The organism is Brooklawnia sp. (assembly GCF_049651565.1).
Taxonomy (GTDB): domain Bacteria; phylum Actinomycetota; class Actinomycetes; order Propionibacteriales; family Propionibacteriaceae; genus Brooklawnia.
In genome coordinates, this window is the sequence record NZ_JBASCI010000219.1 from 1 (window position 1) to 13,118 (window position 13,118).

10 protein-coding genes are annotated in these 13,118 nt (G+C 68.6%); 7 read left to right on the forward strand and 3 right to left on the reverse strand.

Going from position 1 to position 13,118, the window contains the following annotated elements:
* The 3 genes from WBL05_RS10305 to WBL05_RS10315 all read left to right on the forward strand — a co-directional run.
* A partial coding sequence (locus WBL05_RS10305; protein ID WP_424225699.1) for a glycoside hydrolase family 3 C-terminal domain-containing protein occupies window positions 1-1,660 on the forward strand: 1,660 nt, incomplete at its 5' end.
* Between the two features lie 64 nt (window positions 1,661-1,724).
* The gene (locus WBL05_RS10310) at window positions 1,725-2,771 is read left to right on the forward strand and encodes a glycosyltransferase family 2 protein (protein WP_424225701.1); all 1,047 of its coding nucleotides are present in this window, start codon (window positions 1,725-1,727) and stop codon (window positions 2,769-2,771) included.
* Window positions 2,772-2,803: 32 nt separating this feature from the next.
* Entirely contained in the window at window positions 2,804-4,618 is a 1,815-nt protein-coding gene (locus tag WBL05_RS10315) for a glycoside hydrolase family 2 protein (protein WP_424225703.1), read from the forward strand.
* A 25-nt stretch (window positions 4,619-4,643) separates the two neighbouring features.
* Here the strand turns inward: WBL05_RS10315 and WBL05_RS10320 are convergent, their stop codons facing one another.
* Window positions 4,644-5,549 carry a patatin-like phospholipase family protein gene (locus WBL05_RS10320; RefSeq protein ID WP_424225704.1) on the reverse strand — a complete coding sequence of 302 codons (906 nt, stop codon included), beginning with the start codon at window positions 5,547-5,549 and terminating at the stop codon, window positions 4,644-4,646.
* A gap of 30 nt (window positions 5,550-5,579) precedes the next feature.
* Entirely contained in the window at window positions 5,580-5,810 is a 231-nt protein-coding gene (locus WBL05_RS10325) for a winged helix-turn-helix domain-containing protein (RefSeq protein WP_424225705.1), read from the reverse strand.
* Window positions 5,811-6,085: 275 nt separating this feature from the next.
* Between WBL05_RS10325 and WBL05_RS10330 the strand changes: the two genes are divergently transcribed.
* From WBL05_RS10330 to meaB, 4 genes are all read left to right on the forward strand, one after another.
* Window positions 6,086-6,997: an NAD(P)-dependent oxidoreductase gene (locus WBL05_RS10330; protein WP_424225706.1), complete on the forward strand. Its 912-nt coding sequence runs from the start codon at window positions 6,086-6,088 to the stop codon at window positions 6,995-6,997.
* A 214-nt stretch (window positions 6,998-7,211) separates the two neighbouring features.
* A complete protein-coding gene (mutA, locus tag WBL05_RS10335) occupies window positions 7,212-9,116 on the forward strand; it encodes a methylmalonyl-CoA mutase small subunit (RefSeq protein WP_424225708.1) in 1,905 nt (634 codons plus the stop codon).
* Window positions 9,113-11,305, forward strand: a complete 2,193-nt coding sequence (gene scpA / locus WBL05_RS10340) for a methylmalonyl-CoA mutase (RefSeq protein ID WP_424225710.1) — start codon at window positions 9,113-9,115, stop codon at window positions 11,303-11,305. The genes mutA and scpA overlap by 4 nt, the downstream gene beginning before the upstream one ends.
* Entirely contained in the window at window positions 11,298-12,311 is a 1,014-nt protein-coding gene (gene meaB, locus WBL05_RS10345; protein WP_424225711.1) for a methylmalonyl Co-A mutase-associated GTPase MeaB, read from the forward strand. Before scpA ends, meaB begins: the two co-directional genes overlap by 8 nt.
* A 9-nt stretch (window positions 12,312-12,320) precedes the next feature.
* Here the strand turns inward: meaB and zupT are convergent, their stop codons facing one another.
* Window positions 12,321-13,106, reverse strand: coding sequence for a zinc transporter ZupT (zupT, locus tag WBL05_RS10350; protein ID WP_424225713.1), 786 nt, complete (start codon window positions 13,104-13,106; stop codon window positions 12,321-12,323).
* Window positions 13,107-13,118 lie beyond the last annotated feature (12 nt).

The window sequence follows — 13,118 nt, forward strand, 5'->3', positions numbered from 1 at the left end:
GGTCGACGCCGTCGCCCAAGGGCGTCTGGCCCAGGCCGACCTGGACGCGCGGGCCGCCGAGGTGGTGCGGCTGGCGCGGCGTTCGGTCGACATCGATCACCCGATGGCCGACTTGGCCGCCAGCCACGCCATGGCCCGCGAGGCCGCGGCTGCCAGCATCGTCCTGCTCCGTAACGAGGACGCGCTGCTGCCGTTGCCGGCCGGTACCCGCGTGGCGATCATCGGCGACCTGGCCGAGACGCCACGTTTCCAGGGGGCCGGGTCGTCGCAGGTGAACGCGGTCAAGGTGGTGCAGCCGCTGGCGGCGTTCTCGTCCAGCCCGCTGGAGGTGGTCGGGTTCGCTCCCGGTTACCGACGCGGCCGGGCGTCCAGCGGCGCGATGATCGCCGAGGCCGCCGAGTTGGCCGGACGCGCCGACGTCGCGGTGGTGTACATCGGTCTGGACGAGGCGAGCGAGGCCGAGGGTGTCGACCGCGTCGACCTCGACCTGCCGGCGTCCCAGCTCGAGGTGCTGGCAGCGGTGCACGCGGCCAACCCGGCCACGGTGGTGGTGCTGACGGCAGGTTCGGTCGTCAGCACCGACTGGGTCGACCAGGCCGCGGCGATCGTACACTCCTACCTGGCCGGGCAGGCCGCCGCCGAGGCGGTGGTCGATGTGCTGACCGGAGAGGTCAACCCGTCCGGCCGGCTCGCCGAGACCTACCCGATGTCGCTGGCCGACACCCCGACCGCTGGCCGCTTCCCCGCCCGTGGGCGGCACAGTTACTACACCGAGGGCCCGTTCGTCGGCTACCGGCACTACCTGAGCGCCGGCATCCCGGTGCGGTACCCGTTCGGCTTCGGGCTGGGCTACTCGACCTTCGAGTACTCCGACTTGGCGGTCGACGACGAGGGCGTCCAGTTCACCCTCACCAACACCTCCGGCCGGGACGGCAGCGAGGTGGCCCAGCTCTACGTCGGGCTGCCCGGTTCGAAGCTGATCCGCCCGGTGCGCGAGCTGAAGGGGTTCAGCAAGCAGCTCCTGGCCGCCAGGCGGTCCCGGCGGGTCAGGATCGACTTCAACGAGTACACGTTTCGGCACTTCGACGTGGTCACCGGGCAGTGGCAGGTCGAGCCCGGCAGCTGGCAGGTCATGGTGGGTGCCAGCTGCGTCGACATCCGGCTGACCGCCACCGTCGACCGGGACGCTCCGGTGGTGGCCCGGCCGCCGGAGCTGACGTCCTACACCGCCGGAGACGGACGCCAGGTCAGCATCGACGACTTCACCAGGCTGCTCGGCCGGCCGCTGCCACGTCCTGCACCGGGCAATCTGCTGGGTCTGAACGACCCGCTGCTCGAACTGGGCCACGCCCCCAGCCCGCTCGGCCGGCTGGTGGACCGGTGGCTGTCCGCCCGGCTGAGCCGCTCGCGGTCGCAGGGGCGGCCGGGTACCGAGGTCGAGTTCGTCCGCAACATGCCGTTCCGGGCGATCGCGAAAATGAGCAGCGGGATGGTGAGCATCGCGATGGTTGAGGGGCTGATCGACCTGCTCAATGGTCATCACCTGCGCGGGCTGCTGGCGGTGCTGCGCGGGTACCGGGAGAACAAGCGTGACAACGCCCGGGTGGACGCCATGCTGGCCGCCGGCCCGCCGTACAGCCGGCTGGACCAGCCGGCCTGACTTCAGCGGCTCGGGCTACCATGCTCCCGTCGGCGACCCCTGCCGCCCTGCTCGAGGAGGTTCGGTGCCCGTCCAGGACGACGGCCAGGCCACGAAGGTGCTGACCATCGTGGTGCCCAGCTACAACTCGCAGGACTACCTGGCGCGCTGTCTGGACTCCATGCTCCCGGTGCCCGACGACGTGGAGGCCATCGTGGTCAACGACGGCTCCACCGACGACACCGCACTGATCGCCGAACGATACGCCACCGAACACCCCGGACGCGTCCTGGTGATCAACAAGCCCAACGGCGGGCACGGCTCCGGCATCAACACCGGGCTGCGGCTGGCCCGCGGCCACTACTTCAAGGTCGTCGACTCCGACGACCGGCTGGAACCCGAGGCGTTCCACGCCCTCGTCGAGGCCCTCCGCGCGCTGGTGACGGCCGGTGCCGGGCCCGACCTGGTCGTCACCAACTTCGTCTACGACAAGCAGGGCAAGCGCCGCAAGCATGTGATGAGCTACGGCAACGTCTTCCCGGACGGGCGGACCGTCAGTTGGCACGCCGTCGGGCGGTTCCGGCTCTCGCAGTACCTGCTGATGCACGCCCTGACCTACCGGACCGGTCTGCTGCGCCAGTTCGGGCTCGAACTGCCGGAGCACACGTTCTACGTGGACAACCTGTACGCGTACGGGCCGATGGCCCTGGTACGCACCATCCACTACCTCGATGTCGACCTGTACCAGTACTTCATCGGCCGCCCCGACCAGTCGGTCAGCGAGGCGGTGATGGTCAAGCGGGCCGACCAGCAACTGAAGGTCAACCGGTTGATGATCGGCCACCTGCCCAGCCGGGACACCCCGTTGCCCCGGCGGCTGCGCAGGTACCTGGAGTCATACCTGGGCGTGGTGACAGCGGTGTCGTCGATCATCTGCATCCGGACCGGCAAACCGGAGTACCTGACTGAGAAGGCAAGGCTGTGGCGTGAGATCCGGGAGACCGACCAGGTCACCTGGCGCCGGCTGATGCGCACCCCGATGGGGCGGCTGGTGAACCTGCCAGGCAGCTTCGGACGCCGCGTCACGCTGGTTGCCTACAAGATCGCTCGGCGGTTCTTCGGATTCAACTAGCGTTTGGGGGATACCGGCGAAAGCGAGTTCCGATGCCAAACGCAACCAGGCTGCGCACCCCTTGGGCGTCCCAGGCGATCGGGAACCCGAACCCGTTGCCGGAGTACCCGCGCCCAATGCTGGAGCGGACCGAGTGGCGCAGCCTGAACGGACCGTGGGAGTACGTGGTACGGCCAGCGTTGGGCGCGCTGGTGGCCGAGACACTGCCGATGGTCTACCAGGGCCAGATCACCGTCCCGTTCGCTCTGGAGACCGTCGCGTCCGGGGTCACCCGGGCGCTGGGGGCCGACGAGACGCTGTTCTACCGGCGCACCGTCGAACCACCCGTGGCGTGGCGGGGACGCCGGGTGGTGCTCAACTTCGAAGCGGTCGACTACGAGTGCGCGGTCTGGGTGGACGGCCAGTGTGTGGGCTCCCACCTGGGGGGCTACCTGCCGTTCAGCTTCGACCTGCCGTGGGAATCCGGCCCGGTCGAGGTGGTGGTGGGCGTCCGCGACCCGGGGCCTGCCAACGGCCAGCAGTACGGCAAGCAGTCCGACGACCCGGGCGGCATCTGGTACACCGCCACCAGCGGCATCTGGCAGACCGTCTGGGCCGAGCCCAGGCCCGCCAACGCCATCACCGCGGTGCACACGCTCACCCTCGACAGGCTGGACGGCATGGAGCTCCGCGTCGAGACCGAGCAGCCGTGCCAGGTCGAGGTGGGCGTCGAACTCCCCGACGGCGGCACCGTCCGCGTCGCCGGGAACTCAGGCGAATCCCTGCAGGTCAGGCTGCCCGACCCGAGGCCGTGGACCCTCGAGGACCCCTACCGCTACCGGCTCCGGGTCACCGCCGGCCACGACGAGGTGTGGTCGTGGGCGGGTCTGCGGACCGTCGCGCTCGGGCCGATCCCGGGTGCGCGCCGGGAGCGGCGCCCGGCGGTGCTGCTGAACGGCCAGCCGGTGCTGCTGAACGCGCCGCTCGACCAGGGTTACTGGCCCGAGACCGGCATGACGGCCCCGGCCGATGAGGCCCTGGTCTTCGACCTGCAACAGCTGCGCGACCTCGGGTTCAACGGCGTCCGCAAGCACATCAAGGTCGAGTCCCGGCGGTTCTACGACCACGCCGACCGGCTCGGCATGCTGGTCATCCAGGACGTAGTCAACGGTGGCAAGCCGCGGCTGAACGTCGTGCAGTCCCGGATAGCGATGACATTCAACGTTCAACTGGACGACACCTCACGCCGGGCCCACCGGGCGGCCGGCCGCCAGCACCGCGAGAACCGGGAGCTCTTCGAGGCCGACATGATCGGCATGATCAAGCTGCTCGATCCGCACCCGAGCGTGGTCTGCTGGACGATCTTCAACGAGGCCTGGGGGCAGTACCAGACCAATCGGATCGAGTCGATGGTGCGGATCGTCGACCCGACACGGCTGATCGATGCGGTTTCCGGCTGGTACGACCAGGGCGGCGGCGACTTCCGCAGCCGGCACCGTTACATCCTCAAGTTGCAACCCCCACCCCGGCGCGACCGGCGGCCGTTCCTGCTGTCCGAGTTCGGCGGCTACAACCTGGTCCTGCCCGACCACCAGTGGGATGTCAGGGGCCACTACGGTTACGGCACGCTGCCCGACCGGTCCGGCTATGACGCCGCCCTGCGCGACCTGTACCGAGAACAACTGATCCCGCTGGTCAGCAAGGGATTACGGGGCTGCGTCTACACCCAGCTCAGTGATGTCGAGACCGAGACCAACGGCCTGTTCAGCTACGACCGGCAGGTGCTCAAGCCGGACGCGTGGCAGTTGCGCAGCCTGAACGCCGAGCTGTATGCGGCTTTCGCTGCGCTCGGCCGGCGCCGGCGCTGACCACCGCACGGACGCAACGCCCGGCTCAGACGCCCAGCCACTCCCGCCATGCCGGTAACTGCCGGGCCGCTTGGGCGGCGCCGTCGGCGAAGCTGCGCGCCAGCCTGGCGGTGTTGCGTTCGCCCTGGCTGACAGTGAAACCCTCGGGGAAGAAGATCATCGCGTCCCCGCTGCGCTCCAGCTCCAGCAACTCCTCACGGCTGCGGTTGTAGTTCGTCGCCCGCTGCTGCAACGCGTCGAGAATCGCCGGGTACTTGCGGAAGTACTGGCGCATCGGCCGGCTGATCCGCACCGGCGCCTTGACGTAGTCGCGTGGCCTGGTCAGCACGGCCAGGAACCGGGTGAAGCCGTCGGCCCGGGCGGCGTCCAGGGCGATGCCGCCGCTTGGACCGAGCGCGCCGTCGGCGTAGACGTGGTCGCCGATGTGCACCGGCGGCATGAAGAACGGCAGCGTGGACGACGACTGCACGCGCGCCATCAGGTCGTCCCGGGTCTTGACGTCGTCGCGCGTCCAGTAGAAGGCGCGGCCGGTGTCGGCCTCGAAGACCCCAAGCCGCATCCGTGCCGGGTTGGCCTGGAAGGTGTCGAAGTCGTAGGGCAGTGCCTGGCCGGGCTGACCGGAGACCCGGTAGATGTACTCGGAGTTGAACAGGCCCTTGCCCCTGATCAGGGTGCGCAGGTCGCCGAACTGCGGGTCGGCGGCGAACTCGACGAACGAGCGGCGGGCCCGGGCGCGGTCGCGTGACAGGTAGTTGGCGGTGTTGGAGGAACCGGCCGAGATGCCGGCCACCCAGTCGAAGTGCAAGCCGGCCTCCAGCAGCGCCACCACGACCGCAGCGGTGTAGCTGACCCGCATCCCGCCGCCCTCGAAGATCAGGGCGGTGTGGTGGATGTTGCTGGTCAACCGGCGGGTCGGGGCCTTCGGGGTCATGCCGACGATTGTAATCGGGTCCGGATCAGCTCAGCGGAAGCGGTAGCCCATCCGGTGCACCGACTCGATGTGGTCCTTGCCCAACTTCTTGCGCAGGTAGTTGACGTAGACGTCGACGACGTTGAACTGGGCGTTGAAGTCGTAACCGCAGACGCTCGACAGCAACTGCTCCCGGCTGAGCACCCGGCCCGGGTTACGCATGAAGGTCTCGGCGAGCGCGAACTCGCGCGCCGACAGGTCGACCCACTCGCCGTCCACCATGAGCCGCCCGCCCCGCGACGTCCTTCCCGTTGCGGGAGCGGGGTAGCACCATGGTGAACCGCGAACCGACGCCCTGGGCCGAGGAGATGTCCAGCCGACCATGGGTCAGCGAGACCCCGATCAGCACGATCACCGCCACGGCCAGCCGCGTACGGAGGTTGATCCGGGCGGGGTCGGGCTTCGTCGTCACCCCTGCAGTCCCACCCATACCGTCCGGCACCACCACTGATGGCAGGATGGAGTCCATAGACCACGTCCAATCGAGAGGAAGCACGTTGAACGACACCACCAAGCAGATCGGATTCGTTGGCGCCACCGGCCTGATGGGTCACGGCCTGGCCAAGAACATCCTGCTGAAGGGCTATCCGCTGGCCTACACGATGCGGCAGCGGGCGCCCGAGGGGCTCGACGAGCTCGGCGCCACCCGGGCCGCCGACAACGCTGAACTCGGACGCACCAGCGACATCGTGGTGATCTGCGTCACCTCGGCCGCCGACGTCGAGCAGGTAGTCACCGAACTGCTCACCGACCCCAAGCCGGGCCTGATCATCATGGACGCCTCCACCTCCGAGCCCTCGATGACCCGGCAGCTCAACGAACTGGCAGCCGGCAAGGGCGCCCGGATCGCCGACATCCCGCTGACCAGGGGTCCGGCCGAGGCCGAGGCCGGCACCGTCAACGTGCTGGTCGGGGCCGACGACGACCTCTACGCCGAGATCGAACCGATCATCAAGTGCTTCGCCGACAACATCTACCGCTGCGGCGGGGTCGGTGCCGGTCACATCATCAAGCTGCTCAACAACACCGCCTTCCAGGCGGCGCTGACGATCCTGGCCGAGGGGTTCGCGATCGCAGTCAAGATGGGCGTCGACCCGCAGAAGCTGACCGAGGTGCTGTCGGGCGGCGGGTTCGCCAACGGCGGCACCCTGAAGATCATGGAGAACTCGCTCAACGGCGACTTCGAGACCCTGAAGTTCCAGCTCGACAACGCCCGCAAGGACGTCCGCTACTACACCCGGATGGCCGCCGAGCTCAGCGTCCCGGCGATGGTCGGCGACGGTGTGCACGAGGCGCTGGCGACCGCGAGCGCGCTCGGCTTCGGTGGCGAGTTCTGCGCCGCCCTGACCAAGTCGCAGGCCAAGTTGAACGACATCACCATCGTGGCCGGGGAGCCCGAGCAGGGCTGACCGCAGCTGATCGAGGGCGTGGGTTCGGCCGAATAGTCAACTTGGTATGCTGTGAGGGCTTGGGTGGTTCCGGCCATCCAGCCCCCGCCCCAGCCCGAGATGCTGTCCGGTTCGGGCTGGCGCCCACCACCAAATGCCAACGCGCGGCCGTGGGTCGCGTGGAATGCACATCAGGCTTCGCGAGGAGCCGTTTCACACTGGGAGGAGTGAACCGATGACGACACCTACTCCACCAGCAGGCGCGTCAACGGATGTCGTGGACCAAGTCCCCGAAGACCTCGTTCTCGCCGGTGATTTCGACGCACCCAGCCTCGAGCAGTGGGCCGCCGAAGTCGCCAAGGTGCTGAACAAGGGACGTCCGGAAGGCAAGCAGCTGACCGCAGAGCAGGCCGTCGACCGGCTCCGCACCAGGACCGTTGACGGCCTGGTCGTGGAGCCCATCTACACCAGGCAGGACGCGGCCGGTGAGCTGGGCGCCCCCGCTGCCGCACCGTTCACCCGCGGCACCACCATCCGAACCGGCGCAATGGACGCGTGGGATGTCCGCGCGCTGCACGAGGACCCGGACGTCGCGGCGACCAGGCAGGCCATCCGCACCGACCTGGAGCGCGGCGCCACCAGCATCTGGCTGCGGGTCGACCCGGACGCCATCGCCGCGTCCGATGTCTCCGGTGCCCTCGCCGACGTCCTGCTCGACCTGGCCAAGGTCGACGTCTCCAGCCGCACCGACCAGGTGGCGGCGGCCGAGGCGTTGCTGGGCGTCTTCGAAGCATCCGAGGCCGACAAGGCTGAGCTGTCGCTCAACCTCGGCCTCGACCCGATCGGTGAGGCCGCCCTCACCGGCACGACTCCCGACCTGTCGGGGCTGTCGAAGTGGGTGGAGCGGCTGGCCGGCTACAGCAAGTCACGGGCCTTCGTGGTGGACGGAACGATCTACCACAACGCCGGTGCCGGCGACGTGCACGAGGTCGCCTGGCTGCTGGCCAGCGCGGTGGAGTACGTGCGGGCGCTGGTCGAGCAGGGCGTCAACGTGGATGACGCCTTCGACTCGATCAACTTCCGGGTCACCGCCGCCAGCGACCAGGTCGCCACCATCGCCCGGCTGCGCGCGCTGCGCACCGTCTGGGCCCGGGTCGGCGAGGTCTTCGAGGTCAGCCCGGCCAAGCGCGGCGCCCGTCAGCACGCGGTCACGTCGTGGCGCGAGATCACCCGCGACGACCCGTACGTCAACATCCTGCGTGGCACCATCGCGACCTTCTCGGCCGCTGTCGGTGGCGCGGAGGCGATCACCGTGCTGCCGTTCGACACCGCGTGGGGACTGCCGAACGACTTCAGCCGGCGGCTGGCCCGCAACACCCAGATCGTGCTGGCTGAGGAGTCGAACATCGGGCGGGTCAACGACCCGGCCGGTGGCGCCTGGTACATCGAGGCGCTGACCCGCGACATCGCCGAGGCCGGCTGGGCCGAGTTCCAGAAGATCGAGGCCGCTGGCGGCATGGTCGCGGCACTGGCCGACGGCCTGGTCGGCCAGGCCCTCGAAGAGCTGAACGCCGGCCGCGCCAAGCTGCTGGCCACCCGCAAGCTGCCTATCACCGGTGTCTCGGAGTTCCCGAACCCGGGTGAGACCCCGGTGACCGACCGCACGCCACGCCCCGAGGCCCCGCAGTACGCGGGGCTGAAGTGGCAGCGCAACTCCGCGCCGTTCGAGGCGCTGCGGGACGCCACCGCCGGAGCCGATGCCAAGGTCTTCCTGGCCTGCCTCGGCACCCGTCGCGACTTCGGTGGTCGCGAGGGCTTCGCGTCCAACTACTTCCACATCGCAGGTCTGCAGACCCCGATGGTCGAGGGCGGCTCCACCGAGGAGATCGTCGCGGCATGGCAGGCGGCCGGAACACCGGTGGCGTGCCTGTGCTCGTCGGCCAAGGTCTACGCGGCCCAGGGCCTTGAGGTTGCCAAGGCGCTGAAGGACGCCGGTGCGCAGCAGGTGCTGCTGGCCGGCAACATCAAGGAACTCGGAGACGTTGACAGCTCCGGCGTCATCGACGGCACCATCGCCATGGGCATGGACGTCGTGGCCGGTCTGAACAGCGTCCTTGAAACTCTGGGGGTGAACAAGTGAACGCGCTACCTCGCTTCGACAGCATCGAACTGGGCGACGCGGCTGCCGGGGCGGACGCCCGGGCGAACTTCGACCAGCTGCTGACCGCTGCCGGGCCGCAGGAGTGGCTGACCCCGGAACAGATTCCGGTCAAGCACCTCTACGACTCCGGCGACTATGACGGCCTGGACTTCCTGGACACGCTGTCGGGTTTCCCGCCCTTCCTGCGTGGCCCGTACACCACGATGTACGTCTCCCGGCCGTGGACGATCCGTCAGTACGCGGGTTTCTCCACCGCCGAGGAGTCCAACGCGTTCTACCGGCGCAACCTGGCAGCCGGCCAGAAGGGCCTGTCGATCGCCTTCGACCTGGCCACCCACCGTGGCTACGACTCCGACCACCCACGGGTGGCCGGTGACGTCGGGATGGCCGGTGTGGCGGTCGACTCGATCCTCGACATGCGGCAACTGTTCGACGGTATCCCGCTCGACCAGATGAGTGTGTCGATGACCATGAACGGTGCGGTGCTGCCGATCCTGGCGCTGTACGTGGTGGCCGCCGAGGAGCAGGGCGTCAAGCCCGAGCAGCTCGCCGGCACGATCCAGAACGACATCCTCAAGGAGTTCATGGTTCGTAACACCTACATCTACCCGCCGGACCCGTCGATGCGGATCGTGTCGGATATCTTCGCGTTCACAAGCGCGAACATGCCGAAGTTCAATTCGATCTCGATCTCGGGCTACCACATGCAGGAGGCCGGCGCGACCGCCGACATCGAGATGGCCTACACGCTGGCCGACGGGGTGGAGTACATCCGCGCCGGTGAGTCGGTGGGCCTGAAGGTCGACCAGTTCGCACCCCGGCTGAGCTTCTTCTGGGGCATCGGCATGAACTTCTTCATGGAGGTGGCCAAGCTGCGGGCTGCCCGCATGCTGTGGGCCCGCCTGGTGCGGCAGTTCAACCCGAAGAACCCCAAGTCGATGAGCCTGCGCACGCACTCCCAGACCTCCGGTTGGTCGCTGACCGCCCAGGACGTCTACAACAACGTGGTGCGCACCTGTGTCGAGGCGATGGCCGCCACCCAGGGTCACACCCAGTCGCTGCACACCAACGCACTGGACGAGGCCATCGCGCTGCCGACCGACTTCTCCGCCCGGATCGCCCGCAACACCCAGCTGTTCCTGCAGCAGGAGTCGGGTACCACCCGCAGCGTCGACCTGTGGGCCGGTTCGGCCTACGTCGAGAAACTGACCAAGGACCTCGCGGTTCGCGGTTGGGGCCTGATCCAGGAGGTCGAGCAGGCCGGCGGCATGACCAAGGCCATCGAGGCCGGCATCCCGAAGATGCGCATCGAGGAGGCCGCGGCCCGCACCCAGGCCCGGATCGACTCCGGCCGCCAGCCGGTGATCGGCGTCAACAAGTACGTCCTCGACTCCGAGGACCCGCTCGAGGTGCTGAAGGTCGACAACCGGGAGGTGCGCAACCAGCAGCTGGCCAAGCTCGACAAGCTCAGGGCAGAACGGGACGCCGACGCCGTCGCCAAGGCGCTCGAATCGCTCACCTGGGCCGCCGCCAACCCCGACTCGACCGACCCGGAGCGCAACCTGCTCAAGCAGTGCATCGACGCCGGCCGTGCCGGCGCCACGGTCGGCGAGATGTCGGACGCCATGGAGAAGGCGTTCGGCCGCTACACCGCGCAGATCCGCACCATCTCTGGTGTCTACTCCAAGGAAGCGGGTGAATCGCAGGCCATGGACGAGACTCGTGCACTGGTCGAGGAGTTCGAGGAGATCGAGGGTCGCCGGCCACGGGTGCTGATCGCGAAGATGGGCCAGGACGGCCACGACCGCGGCCAGAAGGTGATCGCGACCGCCTTCGCCGACCTCGGCTTCGACGTCGACGTGGGCCCGCTGTTCCAGACCCCGCAGGAGGCCGCCCGGCAGGCCATCGAGGGTGACGTGCACGTCGTCGGCGTGTCGTCGCTCGCCGCGGGGCACCTGACGCTGGTGCCCGCACTGCGTCAGGAGCTGGACGCGCAGGGACGCCAGGACATCGCCATCGTGGTGGGCGGCGTCATCCCCGAGGGCGACTTCGAGGAGCTGCGGCAGGCTGGTGCGGCGGCGATCTACCCGCCCGGCACCAACATCCCGGTGGCGGCAACCGACCTGCTCAAGGGCATGGTGAAGGCCGCTCGGGAGGGCAATGCCTAGGCCGATCGACGTCCCGGCCCTGATCGAAGGCGTCAGGAGTGGGGACCGGGCCGCGCTGGCCCGGTCCATCACCCTCGTCGAATCGCGCAAACCTGCCCACCGCCCGCTGGCGCGTGAGCTGCTGCGAGAACTTGCCCCCTTGTCGGGCAACTCGATCAGGTTGGGGCTGTCCGGGGTTCCGGGAGCCGGCAAGTCCACCTTCACCGACGCGCTGGGGGTGCTGCTCATCGAGCAGGGCCATCGGGTGGCGGTGCTGGCGGTCGACCCGTCCAGCTCGGTCTCGGGTGGTTCGGTGCTCGGTGACCGGACGCGGATGGGCGCGCTGTCGCAGTCTGACGACGCGTTCATCCGGCCCTCACCCACCGGGCTGCACCTCGGCGGTGTCGCCCGGGCCACCCGGGAGGCGATGCTGCTGGTCGAGGCCGCCGGCTTCGACGTGGTCATCGTCGAAACCGTCGGCGTCGGGCAGTCCGAGGTGGCCGTGCACGGCATGGTCGACACCTACCTGGTGTTGATGCTCGCCCGCTCCGGCGACCAGTTGCAGGGCATCAAGAAGGGCATCCTGGAGCTGGCCCATGTCATCGCGGTCAACAAGGCCGACGGTGAAAATGCGGGCGAGGCCAGGGTGACCGCCCGGGAGCTGTCGATCGCGATGAAGCTGGTCTCGTCGCAGTCGTCGGAGCGCCGGGTGCCGGTGCTGACCTGTTCAGCACTGCACAAGATCGGTCTGGAGGAGGTCTGGCAGGCGGTGCTGGAGCACCGTCAGTACTTGGAGGCCACCTACGGGTTGTCGTCCTACCGGGCGTCCCAGCAGGTGAGCTGGATGTGGAGCCAGACCGAGGCCGCGGTGATGGACTCGCTGCACGGCACCAGGCGGATGCGCCGGCTGTCGCAGGAGATGGAGGGCAAGGTTGGCTCGGGCGAGTTGAACGCCCTGGACGCCTCGTCCGCCCTGCTGCGCGAGTTCGCCGCCCAGGTGCCAACCCTGGACTGGGCGCAGGATTAGCACGCAAAGTCACATCAGCAGCAGCAGGCTGAGTGCCATCACCGCCATCCCGATGACCAGGCCGTAGATGGTCAGGTGGTGCTTGCCGTACTCCTCGGCGGTGGGTAGCAGCTCGTCGAACGAGATGAAGACCATGATCCCGGCCACCACACCGAAGGCGATGCCCAGGGTGGTCTCGGTCAGGAATGGCCTGAGCAGCAGGTAACCCGCCACAGCACCCACCGGTTCAGCAAGGCCGGACAGCCATGCGGCGATGATGCCCTTGCGCCTGCTGCCCGTCGCCTGGTGGATCGGAACCGCAACCGCGATACCTTCCGGGACGTTGTGGATCCCGACCGCGATGGCGATGGGTATACCCAGTTGCGGATCCTCCAGTGCCGAGATGAAGGTGGCGAAGCCTTCCGGGAAGTTGTGCAGCGCGACCGCAGCGGCGGTGATCAGCCCGGTGCGGGCGAGCGTCTGGTTGCGGGCCGCCTCGGCGTGCGGGCGCAGGTCGGCCTCGTGCGGGTTCACCTTCTCGGGCACCAGCCGGTCGATGATGCCGGTGAACACGATGCCGCCGAAAAAGGCGGCGACCGACACCCAGGCACCCCGTTCGCTGCCCAAGTGCGCGGCTAGCCGCTGGTTCGCCTGCGGCAGCATCTCCACCATGGAGATGTAGATCATCACGCCCGCGGACAGACCCAGACTGAACGACAGGAAGCGTTGACTGCCCGCGCGGGCAAGGGTGGCGACGATGCCGCCGACACCGGTGGCCAGCCCGGCCAGCAACGTCAGCAGGAAGGCAAGCGTCATGCCCGCACCTCG

Coding starts and splice junctions, on each gene's coding strand:
- mutA (WP_424225708.1), top strand. CDS start 7,212: ATGACGACACCTACTCCACCAGCAGGCGCGTCAACGGATGTCGTGGAC.
- zupT (WP_424225713.1), bottom strand. CDS start 13,106: ATGACGCTTGCCTTCCTGCTGACGTTGCTGGCCGGGCTGGCCACCGGT.
- WBL05_RS10320 (WP_424225704.1), bottom strand. CDS start 5,549: ATGACCCCGAAGGCCCCGACCCGCCGGTTGACCAGCAACATCCACCAC.
- WBL05_RS10315 (WP_424225703.1), top strand. CDS start 2,804: ATGCCAAACGCAACCAGGCTGCGCACCCCTTGGGCGTCCCAGGCGATC.
- WBL05_RS10325 (WP_424225705.1), bottom strand. CDS start 5,810: ATGGTGGACGGCGAGTGGGTCGACCTGTCGGCGCGCGAGTTCGCGCTC.
- meaB (WP_424225711.1), top strand. CDS start 11,298: ATGCCTAGGCCGATCGACGTCCCGGCCCTGATCGAAGGCGTCAGGAGT.